At 28.2% G+C, this 24,828-nt stretch carries 27 protein-coding genes; 23 read left to right on the top strand and 4 right to left on the bottom strand.

Annotated features, from left to right (window positions below; genetic code table 11):
* Window positions 1–99 precede the first annotated feature (99 nt).
* The 16 genes from AFAEC_RS00570 to AFAEC_RS00495 are packed head-to-tail and all read left to right on the top strand — an operon-like array spanning window position 100 to window position 15,949.
* Window positions 100–1,833 carry an ATP-binding protein gene (locus AFAEC_RS00570; protein ID WP_026806762.1) on the top strand — a complete coding sequence of 578 codons (1,734 nt, stop codon included), beginning with the start codon at window positions 100–102 and terminating at the stop codon, window positions 1,831–1,833.
* Window positions 1,834–1,843: 10 nt separating this feature from the next.
* Window positions 1,844–2,233, top strand: coding sequence for an NAD(P)H-quinone oxidoreductase subunit 3 (locus tag AFAEC_RS00565; RefSeq protein ID WP_026806763.1), 390 nt, complete (start codon window positions 1,844–1,846; stop codon window positions 2,231–2,233).
* Window positions 2,215–2,724, top strand: a complete 510-nt coding sequence (locus tag AFAEC_RS00560; protein ID WP_026806764.1) for a NuoB/complex I 20 kDa subunit family protein — start codon at window positions 2,215–2,217, stop codon at window positions 2,722–2,724. The genes AFAEC_RS00565 and AFAEC_RS00560 overlap by 19 nt, the downstream gene beginning before the upstream one ends.
* The gene (locus AFAEC_RS00555; RefSeq protein WP_026806765.1) at window positions 2,721–3,512 is read left to right on the top strand and encodes an NADH-quinone oxidoreductase subunit C; all 792 of its coding nucleotides are present in this window, start codon (window positions 2,721–2,723) and stop codon (window positions 3,510–3,512) included. Before AFAEC_RS00560 ends, AFAEC_RS00555 begins: the two co-directional genes overlap by 4 nt.
* Window positions 3,512–4,738, top strand: coding sequence for an NADH dehydrogenase (quinone) subunit D (gene nuoD / locus AFAEC_RS00550; RefSeq protein WP_026806766.1), 1,227 nt, complete (start codon window positions 3,512–3,514; stop codon window positions 4,736–4,738). The genes AFAEC_RS00555 and nuoD overlap by 1 nt, the downstream gene beginning before the upstream one ends.
* Window positions 4,735–5,007, top strand: coding sequence for an NADH-ubiquinone oxidoreductase subunit E family protein (locus tag AFAEC_RS00545; protein WP_026806767.1), 273 nt, complete (start codon window positions 4,735–4,737; stop codon window positions 5,005–5,007). Before nuoD ends, AFAEC_RS00545 begins: the two co-directional genes overlap by 4 nt.
* Window positions 4,994–5,770, top strand: a complete 777-nt coding sequence (locus AFAEC_RS00540; protein WP_026806768.1) for a hypothetical protein — start codon at window positions 4,994–4,996, stop codon at window positions 5,768–5,770. The genes AFAEC_RS00545 and AFAEC_RS00540 overlap by 14 nt, the downstream gene beginning before the upstream one ends.
* Entirely contained in the window at window positions 5,771–8,098 is a 2,328-nt protein-coding gene (locus AFAEC_RS00535) for an NADH-quinone oxidoreductase subunit G (protein ID WP_034216734.1), read from the top strand.
* A 1-nt stretch (window position 8,099) separates the two neighbouring features.
* Window positions 8,100–9,089, top strand: a complete 990-nt coding sequence (gene nuoH / locus AFAEC_RS00530; RefSeq protein WP_026806770.1) for an NADH-quinone oxidoreductase subunit NuoH — start codon at window positions 8,100–8,102, stop codon at window positions 9,087–9,089.
* Window positions 9,090–9,098: 9 nt separating this feature from the next.
* Window positions 9,099–9,692 (top strand): NADH-quinone oxidoreductase subunit NuoI, encoded by a 594-nt coding sequence (nuoI, locus tag AFAEC_RS00525; RefSeq protein ID WP_026806771.1) that lies wholly within the window; start codon window positions 9,099–9,101, stop codon window positions 9,690–9,692.
* A gap of 8 nt (window positions 9,693–9,700) precedes the next feature.
* A complete protein-coding gene (locus AFAEC_RS00520) occupies window positions 9,701–10,282 on the top strand; it encodes an NADH-quinone oxidoreductase subunit J (RefSeq protein WP_026806772.1) in 582 nt (193 codons plus the stop codon).
* A complete protein-coding gene (gene nuoK, locus AFAEC_RS00515; protein WP_026806773.1) occupies window positions 10,279–10,578 on the top strand; it encodes an NADH-quinone oxidoreductase subunit NuoK in 300 nt (99 codons plus the stop codon). The genes AFAEC_RS00520 and nuoK overlap by 4 nt, the downstream gene beginning before the upstream one ends.
* Before the next feature lies 1 nt (window position 10,579).
* On the top strand, window positions 10,580–12,433 hold the full coding sequence (gene nuoL / locus AFAEC_RS00510; protein ID WP_026806774.1) for an NADH-quinone oxidoreductase subunit L: 1,854 nt from the start codon (window positions 10,580–10,582) through the stop codon (window positions 12,431–12,433).
* 9 nt (window positions 12,434–12,442) lie between these two features.
* Window positions 12,443–13,972 (top strand): NADH-quinone oxidoreductase subunit M, encoded by a 1,530-nt coding sequence (locus AFAEC_RS00505; RefSeq protein ID WP_026806775.1) that lies wholly within the window; start codon window positions 12,443–12,445, stop codon window positions 13,970–13,972.
* Window positions 13,965–15,464: an NADH-quinone oxidoreductase subunit NuoN gene (nuoN, locus tag AFAEC_RS00500; protein WP_026806776.1), complete on the top strand. Its 1,500-nt coding sequence runs from the start codon at window positions 13,965–13,967 to the stop codon at window positions 15,462–15,464. The genes AFAEC_RS00505 and nuoN overlap by 8 nt, the downstream gene beginning before the upstream one ends.
* Window positions 15,464–15,949, top strand: a complete 486-nt coding sequence (locus AFAEC_RS00495; RefSeq protein WP_051487631.1) for a transglycosylase SLT domain-containing protein — start codon at window positions 15,464–15,466, stop codon at window positions 15,947–15,949. The genes nuoN and AFAEC_RS00495 overlap by 1 nt, the downstream gene beginning before the upstream one ends.
* Here AFAEC_RS00495 and AFAEC_RS00490 read toward each other — a convergent pair.
* Window positions 15,944–16,207 (bottom strand): HP0495 family protein, encoded by a 264-nt coding sequence (locus AFAEC_RS00490; protein WP_026806778.1) that lies wholly within the window; start codon window positions 16,205–16,207, stop codon window positions 15,944–15,946. The genes AFAEC_RS00495 and AFAEC_RS00490 overlap by 6 nt on opposite strands.
* Window positions 16,204–16,674, bottom strand: coding sequence for a cyclic pyranopterin monophosphate synthase MoaC (moaC, locus tag AFAEC_RS00485; RefSeq protein ID WP_026806779.1), 471 nt, complete (start codon window positions 16,672–16,674; stop codon window positions 16,204–16,206). The genes AFAEC_RS00490 and moaC overlap by 4 nt, the downstream gene beginning before the upstream one ends.
* 114 nt (window positions 16,675–16,788) lie before the next feature.
* Between moaC and rpsU the strand changes: the two genes are divergently transcribed.
* The 7 genes from rpsU to AFAEC_RS00450 all read left to right on the top strand — a co-directional run bounded on the left by rpsU (window position 16,789) and on the right by AFAEC_RS00450 (window position 23,894).
* Window positions 16,789–17,001 (top strand): 30S ribosomal protein S21, encoded by a 213-nt coding sequence (gene rpsU, locus AFAEC_RS00480; RefSeq protein ID WP_026806780.1) that lies wholly within the window; start codon window positions 16,789–16,791, stop codon window positions 16,999–17,001.
* 105 nt (window positions 17,002–17,106) lie between these two features.
* Complete coding sequence (locus AFAEC_RS00475) at window positions 17,107–17,985, top strand: menaquinone biosynthesis family protein (RefSeq protein WP_306459116.1); 879 nt, start codon at window positions 17,107–17,109, stop codon at window positions 17,983–17,985.
* Complete coding sequence (locus AFAEC_RS00470; protein WP_034216740.1) at window positions 17,982–18,776, top strand: UDP-N-acetylmuramate dehydrogenase; 795 nt, start codon at window positions 17,982–17,984, stop codon at window positions 18,774–18,776. The genes AFAEC_RS00475 and AFAEC_RS00470 overlap by 4 nt, the downstream gene beginning before the upstream one ends.
* A gap of 104 nt (window positions 18,777–18,880) precedes the next feature.
* Complete coding sequence (locus AFAEC_RS00465) at window positions 18,881–20,089, top strand: hypothetical protein (protein WP_026806783.1); 1,209 nt, start codon at window positions 18,881–18,883, stop codon at window positions 20,087–20,089.
* Window positions 20,090–20,221: 132 nt separating this feature from the next.
* On the top strand, window positions 20,222–22,543 hold the full coding sequence (topA, locus tag AFAEC_RS00460; RefSeq protein WP_034216741.1) for a type I DNA topoisomerase: 2,322 nt from the start codon (window positions 20,222–20,224) through the stop codon (window positions 22,541–22,543).
* On the top strand, window positions 22,544–23,056 hold the full coding sequence (locus AFAEC_RS00455; protein ID WP_026806784.1) for a metallophosphoesterase family protein: 513 nt from the start codon (window positions 22,544–22,546) through the stop codon (window positions 23,054–23,056).
* A complete protein-coding gene (locus AFAEC_RS00450) occupies window positions 23,046–23,894 on the top strand; it encodes a biotin synthase (RefSeq protein ID WP_026806785.1) in 849 nt (282 codons plus the stop codon). The genes AFAEC_RS00455 and AFAEC_RS00450 overlap by 11 nt, the downstream gene beginning before the upstream one ends.
* A gap of 20 nt (window positions 23,895–23,914) precedes the next feature.
* On the opposite strand, the gene AFAEC_RS00445 is transcribed toward AFAEC_RS00450, so the two are convergent.
* Window positions 23,915–24,616: an AMIN domain-containing protein gene (locus tag AFAEC_RS00445; RefSeq protein WP_026806786.1), complete on the bottom strand. Its 702-nt coding sequence runs from the start codon at window positions 24,614–24,616 to the stop codon at window positions 23,915–23,917.
* Window positions 24,613–24,822, bottom strand: a complete 210-nt coding sequence (locus AFAEC_RS00440) for a septum formation initiator (RefSeq protein ID WP_225442381.1) — start codon at window positions 24,820–24,822, stop codon at window positions 24,613–24,615. The genes AFAEC_RS00445 and AFAEC_RS00440 overlap by 4 nt, the downstream gene beginning before the upstream one ends.
* Window positions 24,823–24,828: the final 6 nt, after the last annotated feature.

Genomic DNA, 24,828 nt, shown 5'->3' with positions numbered 1-24,828 from the left:
TTTATTTGAAATGCAACTATTTTATCATTTTTTTATTCATTTGCAGTTAAGAGATAAAAAGATAATATATAACAATTAAATATAAATATTTGGGGATAAATGTTAGAAGTAATCGACTTTTTAAAAGCAAAAAATATAGAAGAAACAAAATTTTATGAACAATTAAAATGCACTATTGATGAAGCAAAGATTTTACAATATCTATCAAAAGAGTATATAAATGGTAGAGATATCTTAAATGTAATTGATGTTTTAGGACAATTTTATAGTATTGAGAAATATGAACATTTAGAAAAACTTGATATTATAAAATCACTTTTAGAGTATGGTTGGATAGTTCAAGCCTCATTTGATCAAGTAAAACTAAATGAAGCCTCAAAACTAGAACTAATAAACTCAAATGTAACTCTTTCAAGCTCTTACTTAAAGATGTTAGAGAGTGGTAGTAGTGATTTTATCTTACCTGAAATCAAAAATTATGGGGATCATCTTGAATATTTACAAGACCAATTTTTAAAGATAGATTTAGCTCAACAACTAAATATTGTAAAAAAGAATTTTGATACAAATAGTCCTAGTTTAAGTAGATTAAAATCAAAACAAGTTCTTTTAGAAAATAGAATAAAAGATAGAATAAGTGCAACAACAAGCCCTATTATGCTTGAAGATTTTTTCAAAGACAATAATCTAACTCTTCAAGAACAAACACTATTTTTAGCTCTTTTAAAAGAGGAGTATAGTGGAGGAGATGGAACATTAAGAGAGATGAATTATTTAATAGATTTAATCTCAAATGATGATTATGAGAAGATAAAATATAGAAGTTTACTTGAAGAAAGCTCTACTTTAATCTCAAAAAACCTAATCGATTATGATGAAGTTTTAACACCTTTTGGAGGGATTAATAGAAACTTTTATATTCCTGATGAAGTTTTATATAAAATCTCTCATCCAACAAAAAAAGGCTCTACAGTTACAAAAATAAAGCTTGGAAATATTATAAAAGAGCAAGAGATTTTTGAACTAACTAGCACAACAAAAACTTTAGATGATGTTGTTTTAGCACCAAAAACAAAAGAGACTTTAGATTCACTTTTAAAGCAAGTTGATAAAAATGTGATAAATAGACTTAAAGCTTGGGGAATAAAAGATAAAAAAAGAGGTATTGATGCAAAAATAATTTTTTATGGAGTTGCTGGAACAGGGAAAACCCTAACTGCATTAGCTTTAGCAAAATCCTTAAAAAAAGATGTTTTGAGTTTTGATTGTTCAAAAATTTTATCTATGTATATAGGTGAAAGTGAAAAAAATGTACGAAATATTTTTGATAAATACAATGAGATAAAAGAGCAAACAAAAAGTGAACCTGTTTTACTTTTAAATGAAGCTGACCAGTTTTTAAGTTCAAGAAGCAGTGGAACGGGAAGTAGTGCAGATAAAATGCATAATCAAATGCAAAATATATTTTTAGAACAGATTGAAAAATTTGATGGAATTTTAATAGCTACAACAAACTTACTTGAAAATCTTGATAAGGCATTTTCAAGAAGATTTAACTATAAAATTGAGTTTTTAAAACCAAATTTTGAACAAAGAGTTGCTCTATGGAAAAAACTACTTCCAGCAAATCTTCCACTAGAAACTGATTTTGATATAGAAAAAATAGCTAAATATGAGCTAACAGGTGGTCAAATAGAACTTGTTATAAAAAATACTGCTTATAAACTTGCTGTTTTAGATGATGCTATTTTTAAATTAAGTGATTTCGAAGAGCAAATAAGCAAAGAGAAAAAAGGTCAATTTGATAGTGAAAATAAAGTTGGATTTTTTTAAAAGGTAAATTATGACACATATAGATTTTGCACATCCATATTTTGGTGCTTTTATGATGTTTATTTTAAGCTTTACTATTTTTGGAACAGCTTTATTTCTTTCAAGATTTATAAGTAGAAAAATAGCTAGATTAAATACAGAAAAACTAAAAACAACGATTTATGAGTGTGGAGTAGAAGTTACTAAACAACCAAATAAGATATCAACTCAATTTTATTTAGTGGCACTTTTATTTATACTTTTTGATGTTGAGATTATTTTTATGTTCCCTTGGGCTATAAACTTTAAAACACTTGGTTGGTTTGGCTTTATTGAAATGCTTATGTTTTTACTAATTTTAGCAATTGGCTTTTTATATGCTTGGAAAAAAGGAGCTTTACAATGGCACAGCATAAGATAAACTACTTTCAAGACAATGGAGCTGCTATAAAACTTACAACTATTGATAAAATAGTAAATTTTGGAAGAAGTAACTCTCTTTGGCCAATGACTTATGGACTTGCTTGTTGTGCTATTGAGATGATGGCAACAGGTGGTTCAAGATATGATTTTGATAGGTTTGGAACAATTTTCAGAGCAAGTCCTAGACAATCTGATGTATTAATTATTGCTGGAACTTTAACAAAAAAACATGCAGAATTTTTAAGAAGATTATATGACCAAATGCCTGATCCAAAATGGGTTATCTCTATGGGGTCTTGTGCAAATACAGGTGGTATGTTTAACACTTATGCAACAGTTCAAGGAGCAGATAGAATTATTCCTGTTGATATCTATCTTCCAGGTTGTGCTCCACGACCAGAAACTTTACAATATGCTTTAATGATGCTTCAACAAAAGATTAAAAAAGAGTCTATTTTTAGAAATATAAAAAACAAGAGGCTAATATGAGAGAATATAGTAAAAAAGATGATGTACAAAAAAAGTCTTACTATAATGATAGATTTTTTATTAGCCCTACTCAAGAGATTTCTAATGTAGATAGTGATGTTATTTTTGCTAAAGATTTAGGAGTTTTAGAAAACAATTTAAATATAGACAAATCATATATTTGCCACACTCATTTAGTTTTAGAAATAAAAAAAAGCGGAATTTTTACTCTTTTAAAAGAGCTAAAAAAACTTGAATATGATATTTTAGTTGAACTATCTTGTGTTGATTATTTGGCACAAAAAAACTCTTTTGAAATTTTTTATGAACTTCTATCAATCAAAAAAAAGAAAAGAGTTAGAGTTAAAACTACTATTTTAAAAGATGAAAATATAGAGTCTGTTTCAAAACTTTTTAAAAGTGCAAATTGGAGTGAAAGAGAAGTTTATGATATGTTTGGGGTAAAATTCTTAAATCATCCAAATTTAAAAAGACTTTTAATGCCAGATGATTGGTATGACCACCCACTTAAAAAATCTTATCCTCTTCAAGGTGATGAAACTGCTTCTTGGTATGAAGTTGATAAAATTTTTGGTAAAAGTGCAAGAGATATTATTGGTCCAGAAATTAGAGATAGTTCAAGTATAGATAGATATGATACTACAAGATTTGCGAGACTTGGACATGAAGTTCCTTATGGTTTTGAAGCAAAAGAGGAAAAAACAGATATAAAATATCAAGAAGAGAATCAAAAACTTGTAAAAAATCTTGACCCAAATAAAACAAAAACTTTGGAAAGAAGAAAATAATGCAAACAGCAAATAGACTTAAACCATTTTTTGAAAATATTCATTTCCAAAGAGATGATAATACTATGACTGTAAACTTTGGACCTCAACACCCATCAGCACATGGTCAATTAAGACTTGTTTTAGAATTACAAGGTGAAGAGGTTGTGAAAGCAAGACCAATGATTGGTTATTTACATCGTGGTATGGAAAAAATGGCAGAAAATATGATTTATAATGAGTTCTTACCAACAACAGATAGAATGGATTATATCGCTGCAACTTCAAATAACTACGCTTATGCAAAAGCTGTTGAAGAGCTTTTAGGCTTAGAAATTCCAAGACGAGCAGAGTGTATTAGAGTAATTTTACTAGAACTAAATAGAGTTGTTTCTCATCTTTTTTGGCTTGCAACTCATGCTCTTGATGTGGGAGCAATGTCTATGTTTCTATACTGCTTTAGAGAAAGAGAGTATGCACTTGATTTAATAGAGGATTATTGTGGAGCAAGACTTACTCATAGTGCTATTAGAATTGGTGGAGTTCCTTTGGATTTACCAAATAATTGGATAGAGAACTGCACAATATTTTTAAATAATCTAAAAAAAGAGATACAAAACTATGAAAATCTTCTAAATGAGAATAGAATTTGGAGAATGAGGCTTGAAAATGTTGGAGTAATCACTCAAGAGATGGCAAAGGATTTTGCAGTTTCAGGAGTCGCTTTAAGAGGAAGTGGAATAAAATGGGATTTAAGAAAAGAGCTTCCTTATAGCATCTATAATGAACTTGAATTTGAAGTTCCTATTTCAAATAGTTGTGATTCTTATGGAAGATATAGACTTTGTATTGAAGAGATGAAAGAGTCAATAAAAATAATAGAGCAAGTTTTTCCTAAATATTATGAAACAACTAGCGAATTAATGACAAATGATCCACGATATATAAGTCCTACAAAAGAAGATGTTATGACTCAAAACTACTCTTTGATGCAACACTTTGTACTTGTTACGCAAGGACTTCGCCCACCAATTGGAGAAGTTTATGTAGCAACGGAATCTCCAAAAGGAGAGCTGGGATTTTATATAAAAAGTGATGGAAGCCAATATCCATATAGAGTAAAAGTTCGAGCACCTAGCTATTTTCATACTGCTTTACTTGAAGAGTTACTTATTGGTTGCCAATTAGCTGATGTGGTTACTATAATTGGAAACTTAAATATTGTTTTTGGTGAGATCGATAGATGAAAAGAGTAGATTTAAGAGAGCTAAAAGATAATTTTTATGAAAAAATGTTAGAGATTTTAAAAACTTTAGAAAATGAAGAAGTTATTATTTTTCTATTTGAAATAGGAGACTTCTCTCATATTCAAAGAGTTGCAGATTTTATTTATGAAAATGAATTCACTCTTATGAATTCACTAAAATTCAATGAAAAAGATTGGACAGTTGTTATAAAAAATATAAAACCCGAAATAAAAATATCAAAAGAGGAGATAGCAAATGAAAAGAATTGAAGAGTTAAAAAATAGTGATTATATAATCTCAATTGGAACTTTTTTCGAAGAAGAGAGTTTAAAAAATATAGTCTTAAATAGAGCAAAAAATATAAATTTTGTATATATGTCTCCTATTGATAATCATCTATTAAAAAATAGCTACAATCAATTTATAAAATATGAAGCAGGAAGTGAAGAAGCAGTTATTACCCTACTTTTAAATGCTTTTGCAGACCATTTAGATACAAAAACAAAAGAGTTTTTAGATGAACTAGATTTAGGATATTTATCTGCTGAAAGTAGTGCTGGGGAAGAGGAGTTTGAAGAAGCCTGCGATTTAAGCTTTGAAGCTAATAATAAAGTTTTAATTATTGGAGATGATATAAAAAATCATCCAAGAATTGAGAATATAGCAAGGTTAATTGGAAGAGTGGAAAAATTTACAGAACTTTCAATTATTATTTTAGATGAAGAGTTAGAGAAAAAAATAGAGCATTTTAAAGATGAAGTTTTAGAAGATATTGACAATTTAAAATCATTTAATGGAACAATCATTTATGAGATAGTTGATGATGAAAAATATTTAGTTGCTAGTCAAACTTTTTTAAATATTGCAAAAATAAAAGAAGGAGACTCTATAGAGATTTTTACAAAAAATCAAAACTATAAAAGAGTTACTAAATTAGATTCTAATCTTCTTGGAACAATTGCTCTTTTAGGTGTAGATAAGCTTTCAAAAGAGTATAGATACAAACTAGCAAAAATTGAAAAGAGTGAATAAATGAGCCAAATAAAGCTTACAATAAATGGCAAAGAGTTTATAGCAAATCCTGACGAAACTATCTTAAATATTGCAAGAAGAAATAATATATTTATTCCTGCAATTTGCTACTTAAACTCTTGCTCTGCAACTCTTGCTTGTAGGCTTTGTTTAGTTGAAGTTGATGGAAAACAAGTTTATGCTTGTAATGCAAAAGCTAAAGAGAATATACAAGTTATTACAAGTAATGCTAATATTGAAAAAGAGCGAAATGCAATAATGCAAGTTTATTGTGTAAATCATCCTTTGCAATGCGGAGTTTGTGATAAAAGTGGCGAGTGTGAACTCCAAAACTACACTTTATATATGCAAGTAACTAATCAAAATTACTCAATAAAAGATACACATAAACCAAAGCAAAAATGGGGAGTTATGAACTATGACCCAGCTTTATGTATAGTTTGTGAAAGATGTGTAACTGTTTGTAGTGATATTATTGGTTCTAACTCTTTAAGTACCACAAAAAGAGGTGGTGAAGAGCTTGATAAAAGCCTAAAAGATAGTATGCCAAAAGATGCTTACTCTATGTGGAATAAACTAAATAAATCTCTAATAACTCATGATAGTGACTCTTGTATTAGTTGTGGAGAGTGTATTGCTGTTTGTCCAACAGGAGCAATGATTAGTAATAATTTTCAATACACTTCAAATGCTTGGGAGTTAGAAAAAGTTCCAGCTGCAAATCCATTTTATAGTGATTGTTCATTTATGTTTTATGAAGTAAAACAAACAAGTATTGATGAAACTAGAAAAAAAGTTTATAGAGTTACAAATGAGTTCCATTTTCAAGACCTTTGTGGTGCTGCTAGATTTTGTTTTGATTATGAAAATAAAGATGCCCTAAAAGATAAACTTGCTTTTGATAGTGCAATAGAAGCTTTTAAAAAGGCAAAAAATATAGTTTTCAACTCATTTATTACAAATGAAGAAGCTTTAATTCTGCAAAAAATAGCAAACTTTACAGATGCAAAACTTGTAAATAATGAAGCAAAATTGTATAAAGAATTTTTAGAGAACTACTCAAAAACAAGTGGTAGTTCACTTTATAATGGCTCTTTAGAAACGATAAAAAATAGCCAATTTATAGTAAGCATTGGAAGTGCTTTAAAAACTGATGCTCCTTCAATTAAAAATACAATAAACAATAGTGTAAAAGTAAATAAAGCAACAGCACTATTTTTTCACCCTTTAATTGATACAAATTTAGAGTTAGTTGGTAAAAAAGGAAGAAATACTGAGTTTATCTATCATAAACCAAAACTTGAAGAGTATATTTTTATACTCTTACTGAAACTTTATTCAAATAATCTTCCAAAAGAGTTTGAGCATTTAATAAATTTTGAAGATAGCTTTTTACTTGAGAAATTAGAAAAAGATGAGAGTCTATTGGAGCTTTTTAATAGTTATAGTAAAGATAAAGATAGTTTTACTTTAGTAATTGGTGAAGATATTATTACACATAAAAATGCAGAGTTTTTAGCAAAAATTATTGGGCTAATTGCAAAATATACAAACTTCAAAGTTCTAATAATTCCACCAAAAACAAACTCTTTAGGAGTATCTTTAATTTGTAGTTTAGAAAATAGAGTTGATGGCTTTACAGTTGGATACAATGAAATTGCAGATTTTACATTAGCCTCTTTTGGGAAAAAAGATTTAGATATGCCAACACTTCTTGAACAAGAGGGAACTTTTACAAATTTAGATAAAAGAGTTGTTCCTACAAATGCAGCATTAAAATATAATGGTTATAGTTTAAATGATATATCAAATACTCTTTTAAATAAAGATATTGAATATACTATAGAGTATACAAAAGAGCTTCCAATAAATAGTGGATTTAGCAAAAAAGAGTTTGATAGTTTGCCAAATGATTTTTTAAATAGTGGCTTAGAAAATAGAGGTTACTTACTAAATAGTTTTAGTGTAAATCTTGAAAATAGTATAGAAATTCCGAAAATTGAAGCTTTAAATTTACAAGAAAATGAGTTATATGTATATAGAAAAAATCCATTAAATCAAGTAAATGAGTTTACAAGTGTCTCAAAAGAGTTTAAAAATAATTTAGAAGATGGGATTTTCTTCTCTAAAGAGCTATTTTTAGAGTTAAATCTTGAAAAAGGTGCAAAAGTTGAAGTAACAACACAATATAAAACTCTTATTTTAAATGCTTATATAGATATTCAATTAGCTGGAAAAATACCCTATATTTCAACTTTCTTAAAAAATGAAAACAAAAAACTATTTTTAGAGAATAGATATGAAATAGCAAAGATAAAAAAGGTTTAAAATGGAAGCAATAATCATTGAAACTCTTATAAAAATCTTTGTAGTTCTTGCTGTTTTTAGCTTTCTTGCAGGTTTTACAACATATATTGAAAGAAAAATTCTAGCATTTTTTCAACGAAGAGTTGGACCAAATCTTGTAGGTCCTTATGGGCTTTTTCAGCTTATTGCAGATGGAATAAAACTCTTTACAAAAGAGGATGTCGTACCTTCTAATGCAAATAAAACTATCTTTATGATAGCTCCACTAATTACAGTTAGTACAGCTTTTATAGCAATGAGTGCTGTACCATTTTTACCAGAGTTTACAATATTCTCATATACAATAAAACCAATAATTAGTGATATTAATGTAGGACTTCTATTTGTTTTAGCAGTCTCTTCAGCTGGACACTATGGAGCACTACTTGGAGGAATGAGTAGTGCTTCAAAATGGGCATTACTTGGAGGAGCTAGAACAACAATTCAACTTTTATCTTATGAAGTTGTATCTGGACTTGCACTAATTTCTCCTCTTATGCTAGTAGGAAGTCTATCATTAATTGATATAAACAATTTTCAAAGTGAAGGAGTTTTCTCATGGCTAATTTTTTCTCAACCTTTAGCTTTTATTCTTTTTGTAATCTCTGGATTTGCTCAAACAAATAGAACTCCTTTTGATTTATTAGAACATGAAGCTGAGTTGGTTTCAGGATATGCAACAGAGTATTCAGGACTTAGATGGGGAATGTTTTTTATAGGTGAATATGCAAATTTATATACAATTTCATTTTTAATAGCACTTATTTTTTTAGGTGGATTTAATCCTCTTTGGTTTATACCTGGTGGTATTGCAATAGTTTTAAAAGTTATGTTTTTAATCTTTGTTTTTTTATGGACAAGAGCAACTTGGCCACATATTAGACCTGATCAATTAATGTGGCTTTGTTGGAAAATTTTAATGCCTTTAGCATTCTTAAATATTTTGATTACGGGCTTTGCCCTTATGTTTTAGGAAAAAAAGATGAACGAAAAAGATTATAAAATAGTTTTAGAAGATGATTATCCTAAATCAAATTGGGATATTTTCAAACAAATTGTAAAAAGATCAATTAAAGGAGAGCTTTTTATTGGGCTTAAGATAACTCTAGGGATATTTTATAGAACACTATTTAAAAATGAGAGTGCAACAGTCCACTATCCAAAAGAGAAACTTCCTCTAAGCCCACGATATAGAGCAGTTCATAAACTTTTAAGGCTACTTGAATCAGGAAATGAGAGATGTATTGGTTGTGGACTTTGTGAAAAAATTTGTATTTCAAAATGTATAAAAATGGATACAAGAATAGATGAAACTTCAAGAAAAGAGGTTTTAGAATATACAATAAATATGGGAAGATGTATTTTTTGTGGATATTGTGCAGAAGTTTGCCCAGAACTTGCTATTGTTCATGGACAAAGATATGAAAATGCAAGTGAACAAAGAGCCCATTTTACACTAAAAGAGGATATTCTAACTCCTAAAGATAGTATAAAATGGCAAATCGAGTATGATGGTTTTGGAAGTGTTTCAAAAGATGCTGACAAAAAAATCAAAAAAACTCCACTATCTTATTAGGATAAAAAATGTTTGAAATAGTAGCTTTTACAATTTTTTCAATTTTAACAATCTCAATGTTTTTAATAACTGTTTTAACCAACAACACTCTATATGCACTAAGTTCACTTGCAGCTGGAATGATTTTTATTTCAGGATTTTTCTTCTTACTTGATGCAGAGTTTTTAGGAGTTGTTCAAATAGTTGTTTATAGTGGTGCTGTTATGGCTTTATATGCTTTTGGAATGATGTTTTTTGATACTTTAAGTGAAGTTGAAGAGAAAATAAATAATCCACGACTAAGCTTTTTTCTATCAGGAACTATTGCTTTAATTATTGTAATTATTTTAATAGCTCCCGTTTTAGGACAAAATATAGAAGTACAAAATCCAGTAAATAGCGAAGTTTCAAATAGTGTGAATATAGGATTAACCCTATTTACAAAATATCTTTTACCTTTTGAAATGGCAGCTTTAATGCTTTTAATTGCTATGATTGGAGCAATAGTATTAGCAAGTAAAAAGATGAATATCTCATTTTCAGAGATTGAGGAGAAACAAATTGATAAACTATTAAAAGATAATGAAGCTATAAAAAGGGGTGAAATATGAGTTTAAACTACTATTTAATCCTTAGTGCCATTCTATTTTTTATTGGAGTTTTTGGAGTAATTAGAAGAAAAAACCTCTTAATGCTATTTTTCTCAACAGAGATTATGTTAAATGCTGTAAATATTGGTTTTGTAGCAGTTTCAAAGTATTATAATGACCTTGGTGGTCAAATGTTTGCATTTTTTATAATAGCTGTTGCTGCTAGTGAAGTTGCTATTGGGCTTGGACTTTTGATTTTATGGTATAAAAGAAGTGGCTCTTTAAATCTTGATGATATTGCAAAGATGAGAGGTTAAAATGGAGAAATTCTTATATATAGCTCTTTTTGCTCCTTTAATAGCTAGTTTAATATCAGCTATTTTTGCATTTTTTAAACCTTTAAGAATTATTGGCTATTTTAACTCTTTACTTATTTTTATCTCTATGCTTTGTAGTTTTTATCTTTTCTCTTATATTTATGAAAATAATTTTGCTGTAGAGATAGTTCTATTCGATTGGATAGTAATTGGAAATTTAGATTTAGCTTTCTCTTTTATTTTAGACCATATTAGTGCTGTTATGCTTTTAGTGGTTACCATAGTTTCTACAATGGTTCATTTTTACTCTATTTGGTATATGAGTGAAGATATTGGATTTAATAGATTTTTTAGCTATTTATCACTTTTTGTTTTTTCAATGCTAGTTTTAATTTTAGCTGATAACTTTGCTGTTTTATTTATAGGTTGGGAAGGTGTTGGTGTTTGTTCATATCTTTTAATAGGGTTTTATTATAAAAAAAGAAAAGCTTCAGCTTCTGCAAATGAGGCATTTATTGTAAATAGAATTGGGGATATGGGTTTAATGATTGCTATGTTTTTAATCTATTGGAATATAGGAAGCCTAAATTTCGATATAGTTTTTAAAACTATTTCATATTTAGATAATAGCACCACTTTATTAATAGGTATTTTTCTTTTTATTGGAGCTATGGGAAAATCTGCTCAATTCCCACTACATACTTGGCTTGCAAATGCGATGGAAGGACCAACTCCTGTTTCTGCTTTGATTCATGCAGCAACAATGGTTACAGCGGGAGTTTACTTAATAATTAGATGTAATGAAATATATCTTTTAATTCCAAATCTAGGTCTAATAATTGCTTATTTAGGCTCTTTTGTTGCAATTTTTGCAGCTTCTATGGCTTTAGTAAATAATGATTTAAAACGAATAATTGCTTATTCAACTCTATCTCAATTAGGATATATGTTTGTTGCAGCTGGAATTGGGGCTTATAGTATTGCCCTATTTCATCTATTTACTCACGCATTCTTTAAATCAGCTCTATTTTTAGGAGCAGGGAATGTAATGCATGCAACAAATGGTAATTTAGATATTAGGAAAATGGGAAATTTATATCCAAAAATGAAGCTAACTGCTCTTATTATGATTATCTCTTCCTTAGCTTTAAGTGGTATTTTTCCTCTTGCTGGTTTTTTCTCAAAAGATAAAATTTTAGAGAGTGTTTATAGTCAAAATTACCTAATTTTATATACAACTTTACTAATAACTGCCTTTTTAACAGCCTTTTACTCTTTTAGACTTATTATGAGGGTATTTTTTGTAAAAGCAAACTATGAGGAAACAAACTCTTCTATTCACGATGCAAAAAAATTAGCATTAATCTCTATATCTCCTTTATTATTTTTAGCAATAGTTTCAGGTTGGTTTGAAAAAAGTTTTGAAGAGTTTACAACAAGAGTTCTTCCAACATTTACAATAAATCTAAACTATGAAGTTGTTTGGCTTCTAATTTTAATAGCTAGTTTTATATCTATTTTTGGAATCTTACTTGCAACTTTCAAGTATAAAAAAGAGGAAAGAAAAGAGAAAGAAGTAGGATTTCTACAAAATATTTTACTAAAAGAGTATTACATTCCAAAGATTTATAAAGAAGTTTTAGTAAAACCATATTATAGATTTTCAAAATTTATCAATATCTATATTGAGACAAAATTAATAGATAATACTATAGATAAAATTGCTTATTTTGCTTATGATTTAGGAGCAAAACTAAGACCTATTCAATCTGGAAATTTATCAACATCATTAAGACTTATGGTATTTGGACTTTTAGTAGCCCTTATATTTATCATAGTTTTATTAGTTTATTAAAGGTTTTTTATGGAACATATTTTAACAATGCTTATATTTTTTCCAGCAGTTGCAGCAATTTTAGGATTTTTAATAGAAAAAGAGTCTATGAGACAATTTGCAATAGTGGTTACTTTTGTTGAATTTGTTTTATCTATTATTTTATACTATAACTTTGATATATCTAGTGCTGATGTCCAATTTATGGTAAATATCCCAATAATTAGCTCTTATGGAATAAACTATTTAATAGGTGTTGATGGAATTTCTCTCTTTTTAATAATTATGGTTACTTTTATGACAATGATTGCAGTTATAGGATTAACTGAAAAAAGAGATGTAAAAAACCTCATCATTACAATGCTATTTTTAGAAATGACAATGGTTGGAGTTTTTGCAGCATTTGATGTAATTCTATTTTATATATTTTGGGAACTTACTATTATTCCAATGTTTTATATTATTGGGTTTTGGGGATATAATAAAAGACTTTATGCAGCTGTTAAATTCTTTTTATATACCTTTACAGGTTCACTAATAATGCTTATTGGAATACTATATTTTGGATATGTATATTATCAAACAACTGGGGTTTGGAGTTTTGCTTTATATGATTGGATGAATATAAATCTACCTTTTGATTTACAACTATGGCTATTTATCGCTTTTTTCTTTGGATTTGCTGTAAAGATGCCAATGTTTCCATTTCATACATGGTTACCTTTAGCACATGGTCAAGCTCCAACTATTGGTTCTATTGTTTTAGCAGCAATTTTATTAAAAATGGAAACTTATGGATTTATAAGATTCTCTTTAGGACTTTTTCCCGATGCTAGTGTATATTTTGTACCACTTCTTGCAACTTTAGGGATAATTGCAATTATTTATGCTGCTATGATTGCTTATGCTCAAGAGGATATGAAACAACTAATTGCATACTCTTCAATTTCTCATATGGGAATTATAACTATTGGAGTTTTTGCTTTAAATGTTGAGGGAATTTCTGGAGCTGTTTTTTTGATGATTGGGCATGGTATTGTATCAGGAGCTTTATTTATGTGTGTTGGGCTTTTATATGATAAAACAGGAACAAAACTTATAAAAAATTTTGGAGGACTAGCTAATAATATGCCACTTTTTGCTAGCTTTTACTTAATTGTTCTAATGGCATCTATTGGTCTTCCTTTGACTGTTGGATTTGTAGGAGAGTTCTTATCTATTTTAGGATTTTTTAAATATTCTCCTATTTTAGCCTCAATTACTGTTTTAACAATAGTTTTAAGTGCTATTTATATGCTAAATATGTATAAACAAACTTTTTTTGGAAGATTAAAAAAGATAAATCTTAATTTAAAAGATATTTATGGAAGAGAGCTAGTAGCCTTAGGTTCACTTGTTATTATTATATTATATTTAGGTATTTATCCAAAAATAATTTTAGACCCATTAAATGTCTCTGTTACAAATCATCTTCAAATTATGCAAAATAAAGCTATAAAGATTGAGACAAAAGATAAATTAGATGAACTAAATTCTATAAAAGGAGCACCAAATGAATGAGATTAATATTAGTTTAGAATCTTTAAATCTAAATTCAATTGCTCCTATGGCAATAGCTATTATTGGTGCATTAAGTATTATTCTAACAGATATTTTTAATAAAAATCTACATAAATCTTTATATGTTTTTTTGGTAGTTCTCTTTTTAGTATTTGACCTTTTTACTCTTATAGCTTTTAATAGTGAACAAAGAGGAGTCTTTGATTTGATACTTCTTGATGGAGTAGCAATTTTATCTCAAATAATTATTATTTTAAGTGCGATTATATTTATATTTTTTGCTATGTCAAAACTTAGATTTCAAGAATATAGAATGGCTGAATATTTTGCACTTTATCTATTTATAATTGCCTCTTTTCAATTTATGGTTAGTAGTGACTCTCTAATCTTAATATTTATTGCTCTTGAGAGTTCATCTTTAGCACTTTATGTCTTAATAGCAATGCACAATAAAATGGCTAGTTTAGAAGCTAGCTTAAAATATTTTACAATGGGAGCAATTGGTGGTGCTTGTTTTGTATTTGCTTGTATGCTTTTATACACTGTTACAGGTTCTCTTGAACTTGATAGTATTGCAACCATTCTTACAACAGAAAATTTTTTAAGTAAAGATAATTTTTCAAACTATATTTTAGTTTTAACTGCATTTTGTTTTATGTTAGTATCTTTAGGATTTAAACTCTCTCTTTTCCCATTTCATATCTGGGTTCCTGATGTTTATCAAGGTTCAACTTCAGTTATGGCTGGATTTTTATCTATTGTTCCTAAAATGGCTGTTTTTATTGTAGCTTTAAGGTTTTTTGAAATATTTATACAAGTAAATGACCAAATTATAAATGCCCTACTTTATACTATTGTAGTTTTAACTATGACTATTCCAAATTTAATAGCCCTTCACCAAACTGATGTAAAAAGAATGCTTGCATACTCATCTATTGCAAATACAGGAATGGCAATGGCTACTTTAGTAATAGCAACTCATCAAGCAGCAGTTACACTTTTCTTATATTGGATACTTTTTGCAATTACAAATATCGGTGCTTTTGGAATGCTTTGGGTAAATAGAGGAAAAGGCTACACAGATTATACCTCTCCATATCACTTCAAACACTTTAGTGGTTTTGTAAAGGTATCTCCTGCAACTGCAATTATTTTAGGAATGTTTCTATTTTCTCTTGCTGGACTTCCACCATTTTCACTATTTTGGGCAAAAATGTATCTAATTGGAAGTGCAATAAATGCAAATGAAATAGCTTTAGCAATTATTATTGTAATAAACTCTGTAATTGCAGCATTTTACTATCTAAGACCTGTTGGAGCAATGTTTTTAAAAGACCCAGATGAATTTACAAAAAAAGAGTTTATGAGCAATGCAACAAATGTTACAAAGTCAATAATAGCTCTTGTTGTAATACTTTCAATAATCTCAATTTTATTAGTTGAACCACTTTTAAATATAATTGAACACTATTTAAAGGATACTATATTTTAATGAGATTTATAACTATATTTTTACTCTTACTAAATTTTACTTTTGCAAACTCTTTAAATCTTACAAAAACTGATTTAGTGATTTTAAATAAGATTAAATCTTTAACGGATGAACCAATTATGAAATACTCTTTAATGGCAATAGCTATAAAAGAGTCAAGTGTAGGCAAAAATATAGCAAATTTTAGTAGTAACGATTTTGGACTTTTTCAATCAAATATAAAAACTGTTTTAAGTAGACAATATATAAATGATACTCCAGCAAATAGAAAATACTTTGCTTTAAAACTTATTAATGATGTTGGTTTTGCAACTGCAAATGCAATTATAGAGTTAGAGTATTGGAGAAGTGTACATAAAGATAATTGGGTTAAAATTTGGTCAAGTTATAATACTGGTTTTTCATATAAAAGTGACACTGGTTATCTTTATGCAAAATCTATCTTAGAAATTATAAAAAAACTAAAAAATGAGTATAAATTATAATACCATTTTTATCTCTTTATGCTCTCCTAAAAGTCTAAAAAGTTCAACTCTATCATCTTCATTATGCACAAGAAGTTTTAAATTATAACTTTTAAATTTTCCTTTTGTACTTGTTTTTGAAGCATTTATACTATGTTCTCTTTCAAAAACAATCTCTTTTACACATTTTTTTACATTACAATCTTCTAAAACAACAAGTTTATACTCCCAAGAGCAAGGGTAATTTAACTCCAGTTTTTTATTACTTAAATCTATCATCTTTTAAAATCTCCACTTTTCCCACCGCTTTTTTCTTCAAGCTGAATATTTGAAATAACCATTGATTTATCAATAGCTTTTACCATATCATAAATTGTAAGAAGCCCTATACTAACACCAGTTAGTGCTTCCATTTCAACTCCTGTTTGACCATTTAGTTTAGCTGTTACAAAGAGTTTAAAACTATTTTCTTCTGAATTTTCTTGAATATCACAATTAATCCCTGCCAATAAAAGAGGATGACACATAGGAATTAAATCACTTGTCTTTTTTGTTCCCATAATTGCTGCAATTACGGCTGTTTGTAAAACTGGTCCTTTTTTTACAACATTTCCGATAATAGCCTCATAAGCCTCTTTACTCATTGTAATTTTTCCACTTGCAATTGCTACTCTTTTTGTATCACTTTTCTCTGAGACATCTACCATTTTTGGTCTATTATTATTATCAAGATGTGTTAAATTCAAAGTTTATCCTTATAAAATTTATATTTTATTCTATAAAAATGTAGGTTAAATAGATATTAAGAATAGTTTAAATATAATCCAACCCTAAATTTTAAAAGAAAGAGGGTGATTTTAGTGCCAGGCATTAAAGTTAGAGATAATGAATCTTTTGACGAAGCGTATAGAAGATTTAAAAAACAGTGTGACAGAAACCTAATCGTTACTGAAGCAAGAGCTAGAAGATATTTTGAACCAATGACTGAAATCAGAAAAAAACAAAAAATTTCTGCTAGAAAAAAAATGTTAAAAAAACTATACATGTTAAGAAGATACGAATCAAGATTATAAGATTTGTTATTTCCGAAGAAAAAGCCCAGACCTTTTGGTTTGGGCTTTTTTTATTTTAAAGCCAATCTTGATACAATCTTTGCCAAGAATTTAAAAGGACAAAAATTGATAAAACAAATCAAAAATATAAGTGTAGCTCACTCACCAGATGCAGATGATATTTTTATGTATTATGCTATTAAATTTGGTTGGATAGATATAAAAGATAGTAAATTTCAAAATATTGCAGCTGATATAGAGACTTTAAATCAGGCAACTCTAAAAGGTATTTACGATATTTGTGCTATCTCATTTGCTCTATACCCTTTTGTAAAAGATGATTTTGCCTTACTTAAAACTGCTGTTTCATTTGGCGAGGGGTATGGACCAAAACTTATCAAAAAAAAGGGCACAAACCTTAAAAAGAATTTTAAAGTAGCACTTAGTGGAGAGTTTACTACAAATGCCCTACTTTTTAAAATAGCATATCCAAATGCTCGAATTTCATATATGAACTTTTTAGATATTGAAAAAGCAGTTCTTGATGGAGTTGTTGATGCGGGAGTTTTAATTCATGAATCAATTTTAACTTATAGTAGTGAACTTGAAGTTGAAAGAGAGATTTGGGATATTTGGGTTGAGCTATGTGAAGGAGAAAACTTACCACTTCCACTTGGTGGAATGTGCCTTCGTCGTTCAATTCCACTTAATGATGCTATAAAATATGAAAATGCACTTATAAAAGCTGTTGATGTGGCAAATAAAAATAGAAAAACTTTAGCACCAATGCTACTAGAAAAAGGGCTTATAAGAGTTGATGCAACTACTTTAGATAAATATTTAGACCTTTATGCAAATGATAATTCAGTTAAAATGAGTGAAATTCAATATAAAGCAATAGATAAACTGTTTGAATTAGGCTATAAAAATGGACATTACCAAAACTTAATCAAAGCCCAAGATTTCTTAATCCCAAGTGAATATGAAGAGTTAAGAAGTAGATGAATCAAAATATAAATGAAGTAAAAATAGTAGATTTTAAAAGATACTCTTCTATTCATATTGGTGGAATAAAAGAGGTTTTGGTCATAAATGAGCTAGGTGATTATAAAGATTATCAAATAATTGGAAGAGGAAATAATCTACTAATTTCACCAAATTGTGAAAAAAGATTTGCCATTTTAGGTGATAGTTTTGATTATATAAAAGAAGAAAATGAATTATTGTATGTTGGTTGTGCAACAAGTAGCGGAAAACTTTTAACATATGCTAGAAAAAACAATATTGCAGATTTAGAGTTTTTAGCAAAACTTCCAGGGAATTTAGGTGGTTTAGTTAAAATGAATGCAGGGCTTAAATCTTGGGAGATTTTTAACTATATCCACTCTATAAAGACAAAAGATGAATATATTCTAAAAAAAGATTTAGACTTTTCATATAGACATACAAATATTGACTCTATTATTTATGAAGCTATTTTTAATATCAAAAGAGGTTTTAGCAAAGAGAAACAAGATGAATTTGTAAGAATGAGAGACAATCAACCTCAAATGGCAAGTGCTGGAAGCTGTTTTAAGAATCCAAAAGGTGATTTTGCAGGGCGACTTATAGAAGCTGTTGGACTAAAGGGTTATAGAGTTGGAGATATGGAGTTTTCAAGCACTCATGCAAACTTTTTGGTAAACCATCAAAATGGAACATTTGATGATGCTATATATTTGATAAATCTAGCAAAAGTAAAAGTAAAAAAAGAGTTTAATATAGAGTTAGAAACAGAGATTATAATTTTTGAGTAATAACTTTACTAATTTATTTTACAAAATTAAAAGAGATATAATTAAGCATTAATATACCCTTCATTTGGCAAGATACACAAAAATGATATCTTAAGGAAAATGAAATGTATATTGTTGCAAATATGGTTTTTTATACTTGTGGAAAACTACATATTGAGAAGATAACTTCTAATAAAAATTTAAATCCTTTACAAATTACTAAACTTACAAATTCTAATTTAAAAACTTATTGGTTTAGTAAATTTTATGGGAACAGCTATAAATATATAGAATTTGATTTTAAAAATAGTGAAAAAGTATTTAAAAAAGATATTGATAAAAAAGTTGAGAAACTAACTATAAAAGTTCATCTTACAGGGATAACTTCTGTTGAAATATATTTTAAATTACCAAATAAATTAGAATCAGCTTTTGATAAATATTTGGATAGCTTTATTGAAAATTATTCAAAAGAGATTTTTGATTTAATCTATGAATTAAATATGGATTTAAATAAAAATGGCTTTTTAACTCTTCCTGAAAACTTTAAGTTTTCAACTCTAATCCTAGATAAAAACTCTTCTGTTGATAGTTTTAATAACTCATATTTATTCAGAGTTCATTACTTTACATCAGATAAAGAGAATTATAAAAAAATATCAGAGTACTACTTAAAAGAGAAGGTGAAATCAGAAAATACAATTGTTGAAGTTGATGAAGATCTTTATGAAGCTACAATATATAAAGATTCTGTTTTATGGTTTAGTAAAGAAATAGAATTATCTGAAGTAAGTGAACTTTTAGATATAGATTCAAATACTATGAATGAAAGTGTTATTTATAAACAAGCTGGCGAATTATATACAGACCTAATGTATAAAATTGATTTTAAAAAAAGATTACAAGTAAATTCAAATACCCTTGTAGAAATGCACAAAATCAATAGTTATTTTTTACAAAAATGTAATTTCGCAAAACTTAATTCTATTGAAAATATAGATGGTTTAGTATATATACAAAAAAATATTGAGAAATTTGATACTTTAAAAGAGATTTTTGAAAAGTCAGAAAAGAATTATTTAGATATTTGCGAAGCAGTAGAGTCAAATGAAAAAACACAATCTGCTAAAACAGTTCAATATATTTTAGTATTTTTAACACTTCTTACAATTATTTCTGTTAGTCAAGGAATTATAGATTTTATAAATATAGATTTTAGAAAAGAGCATTCACTAGAGATAAGTTTAATTTCAAAAGTTGAACTAATAATTCTTTTATTAGTAGTTGTTTTATTTATATTTTTTAAAATACATAAATATATAAAAAAGAGTTAGGTTTTTCTTGCTTTTAGATAAAAAATTATTTATTAAAATTAATATTTCACAAAATAATAGATAAACAATTAAGAAAACCTTACAAGTTTTATGATAAAATGCAAACTTTTAGAAAATATGAAGGTAGTTTAAGTGAAAAATTTAGTAATAGTAGAGTCTCCAGCAAAAGCAAAAACAATCTCAAAATTCTTGGGTAAAGATTTTACCGTTATGGCTTCTATGGGGCATGTAAGAGATTTACCTAAATCTACTTTGGGTTTTGACCCTGAAGATAATTTTAAACCAAACTATCAAATAAGTACAGATAAGAAAAAAGTAATTGCCGATTTAAAAAAGCAAATTACAAAAGATACAACTATATACCTAGCAGCCGATGAAGATAGAGAGGGAGAAGCTATTGCTTGGCACTTAATTCCTGCATTAAAAATAGAAAAAAATCCTATAAAAAGAATAGTTTTTCACGAAATTACAAAAGATGCAATACTTAAAGCCTTAGAAAATCCAAGAGATGTTGATCAAAATCTAGTTGATGCACAACAAGCAAGAAGAATATTAGATAGAGCAGTTGGATATGAACTATCTCCTCTTTTATGGAAAAAAGTAAGATATGGTTTAAGTGCTGGAAGAGTTCAAAGCGTTGCAGTTAAAATAATAGTTGATAGAGAGAATGAAATTAGAGCATTTGAACCAGAAGAGTTTTGGAAGATAAAAGCTGATTTTATAAATCCTGAACTTTCAAGTGAACTAGCAAAAAAAGATGGTAAAAATATCAAAGTAAGAAATGAGAAAGAAGCTAGAGAGATAGAAGCTTCAATAAATAATGGAATTTTTACTTTAGTTGATATAGAAGAAAAAGAGAGCCTAAGAAATCCAGCAGCTCCATTTACAACTTCAACTTTACAGCAAGAAGCTTCAAGAAAAATAGGACTTAGTGTTGCTCAAACTATGATGATAGCACAACAACTATACGAAGGAAATACTGCAAATATTCCAAATCATACTGGTGGTTTGATTACTTATATGAGAACAGACTCTTTAAATCTTTCGTCAATTGCTACATCTATGGCTAAAAAAGTAATTGAAGAGGAGTATGGAAAAGATTATGCTCTGGCAAAACCAAGAACTTTTAAATCAACTGCAAAAGGTGCTCAAGAAGCACACGAAGCGATAAGACCTGTTGATATGAGTTTGAAGCCATCAATGGTAAAAGAGTATTTAGATTCTGCACAATATAAGCTTTATAGCCTTATTTGGAAAAGAACAATAGCAACTCAAATGAGTCAAGCAAAAATAGCAAATACTACATATAAAATAGAAGCTGGTGCAAAAAAAGAGTTTGAGTTTCAAACAAAAGGACAAAGAATTATTTTTGCAGGATTTATGAAAGCTTATACAGAAGGGAGTGATAATCCAGAAGCTGCTCTTGATAGTGTTGAAAAAATATTACCAAATATCAAAGTTGGAACTATTTTAGAGTTAGAAAATTTAAGTAGTGAGCAAAACTTTACAAAACCACCCTCAAGATACACTGAAGCTTCATTAGTTAAAAAACTTGAAAGTGAAGGAATTGGAAGACCATCAACTTATGCTCCAACAATTTCAACTATTCAAGCAAGGGAATATGTAGTAAAAACTGAAGATAAAAAACTTTCACCTACTCCTACTGGAGAAATTGTAAATAGTTTTTTAACTGACCACTTCTCAAATATTATAGATTTAGGGTTTACAGCAAAAATTGAAGAAGAGTTTGATGAAATAGCCGATGGCAAAAAGATTTGGGTAGATGTTATGAAAAACTTCTATACAGGTTTTAAAGATACAATCAAAGATAAAGAAGAGAATATCAGTAAATCTGACTATGTTCAAGTTCGAGAATTAGGAATTGACCCAAAATCAGGAAAGCCTGTAAGTGCAAGAGTTGGAAGATTTGGTCCTTTTGTTCAAATTGGAACAAAAGAGGATGAAGATAAACCAAAATTTGTTGCAATTCCAGATAATTTGAATATGGATACAATCTCTCTTGAAGAGGCACTATTTTTATTTACTCTTCCAAGAGTTGTTGGAGTTGATGATAATGGAAATGAGATTAAAGCAAATATTGGAAGATTTGGTCCTTATTTACAAGTAAAAACAAAATACTACTCTTTAAAAACTGATGACCCATATACTGTTAATGAAAAAAGAGCAAAAGAGATTATTAGTGATATTGATGAAGCAAAAAGTAAAGCTTTAATAAAAGAGTTTACAAAAGAGAAAATCCAAATCTTAAATGGTCAATATGGAGCATATATAAAACAAGGTAGAAAGAATTTCAAAATTCCTAAAGGAAAAGTTGCAGAGAGTTTAACACTAGAAGAGTGTTTAGAAATTATTGAAAAAGATAATAAAAGCTCTAAAAAACCTGCAAAAAAAACAGTTACTAAAAAAGCTACCACAAAAGCAAAAAAAGAGTAGATGAAAATAGCAATAGTTTCAGATAGCCATCACAAAACTCTCTATTTAAAAGAGTGTATTGATTTTTTAAAAGAGGAGGGTTGTGAATATTTAATCCATGCTGGAGATATTTGCTCTCAAGAGGGTTTAGAAATTTTAAAAAACTCCTCTTTAAAATATATAGCAGTTTTTGGAAACAATGATAGAAATCTTTTTGAATTTAGTGATAAATATAATATAAAAGCTGAACCATACTATTTTAAAATAGATAATATTAGCTTTAAACTTATGCACTTACCACTTCACCTATCTCCTGATACAGATATTATTATTTTTGGACATACTCACAAATTTCATTGTGAATATAAAAATAAAAAACTTTATATAAACTCTGGAGAGGTATGTGCTAGAGAAAAACCCTTTATAGAGTGTGCAAAACTTGAGATTAATGCAAATGAGTATATAATCACACACTATTTTAAGAAAAATAATGAAAATAATTTTATGAAAGAAGAGTTTAAATATGAGCAATAATCAAATATATTTATGTGCAATATCAAATATTGAAAGTGGAACGTGTAATGAAGATTGTAAGTTTTGTACACAAAGTGTAAAGTACAAAGCAGATATTCAAAGATATAGAAGAAAAGAGATAGAGCAAATAGTTGAAGAGGCAAAAAGAGCAAGAGAAAATAAAGCTGTTGGATTTTGCCTTGTAACTGCTGGAACAGGGCTTGATGATAAAAGACTTGATTATGTATGTAGAGCTGCAGCTGCTGTACATAAAGCAGTTCCTGATATTTCACTTATCGCTTGTAATGGAATAGCTAGTTATGAGCAATTAAAAGAGTTAAAAAAGCATGGTGTTGAAAACTATAATCACAATTTAGAAACAGCAAGAGAGTTTTATAATCAAATTTGTACTACTCACTCTTGGGATGATAGATATAACACTTGTTTGGATGCAAAAAAAGCTGGTCTTCATCTTTGTACTGGAGGGATTTTTGGGCTTGGTGAAACACAAGAAAATAGAATTTCTATGCTTGAATCAATTGCAAGCCTAGAGCCAATGTCTGTTCCAATTAATTTCTTCCATCCAAATGAAGCTTTACCTATAGTTAAAAATCCTTTATCTAAAGAGGAAGCATTTAAATTAGTTGAGTTATCAAGAAGTTATCTACCAAATCAAATGCTTATGATTGCAGGTGGTAGAGAGTTAATGTTTGGCGAAAATCAATATGATGTATTTAAACATGGAGCAAATGCTATTGTTGTTGGAGATTATTTAACAACTGGTGGGGCTAGTGCTGAAGATGATATAAAAGCAGTTACAGCTTTAGGATACGAAATAGCTTTAGCCTGTCATCAATAAATAAGAGTAAAAACTCTTATTTATTTCTTACTTATAGAAATAATAGAATCACTATAATCAAAATTATAATTATCTGGTTTAGAAGAAAGTTCTACAACAACTCTATAAAAACCATTTGAAGAGTGATTTCCTGTTGATACAGCTTTAAAATTACTAGAATTTAAAGTGTATCTAGTCCCACTAAAATTTCTTTTCCCTTTAAAATCAATTACCAACTTATTCTCTTTATTGATTGAAAATTTTTTTGAAACTACATCTTGAGTGCTAATTAAAAGCTTATTGTCATTATAATCCACTTTTACAAAAGGTAAAATATTTTTTGATATAAGCGTCTCATCATTTAAAACATCTGCTCTAGGCTTTACATAAACAACTTGTTCTGGTTCTTTGCTTAACTCTTTTTTAACTAATGCTTTTGCTTTTTGTTCAGCTTCATACTTAGTTTTTAACATCAAAGAATCAACCTCTTTTTTGGAATAAGATTTCTCTTCTACTTGAGTAGGTGCTCTTTTTTCAACTTCTTGTGTTGATGATTTTTTTGAGCTATTTTGATAATCTCTTATAAACTGTTCCTCTTCCAAATCTGTTATACTTTTAGATTTTGAAGATGATTCAATAACTTTTCCTGTCTTCTCTTCATATAAAATAAAAGGATTCTCTCTAGCTTGTAAAGATAAACTTAAAAAAGCTGCTATTGTTGTAGATAGTAATAGAGTTCTCATTCTTCTGGCTCCAAATTTTTTAGTTCAAAATACTCTTTTTGTAAATAGGCATTCTCTTTTTGTAATCTTAAAATTTCATTTTCAAGATACTCTTTTTTATATTGCAAAGAGTTATAAACTTGTAAAGAGTTATCACCAAAAAGAACATTTGTTACATAATATGAAAAATATATTGTTGCTAATAGCGATAAAATCGCTATTAACAAAAAAAT

Origin of the sequence: Aliarcobacter faecis (genome assembly GCF_013201705.1) — a bacterium.
GTDB classification, from domain to species: Bacteria; Campylobacterota; Campylobacteria; order Campylobacterales; family Arcobacteraceae; genus Aliarcobacter; species Aliarcobacter faecis.
This window is presented reverse-complemented; position numbering and strand designations above follow the sequence as displayed.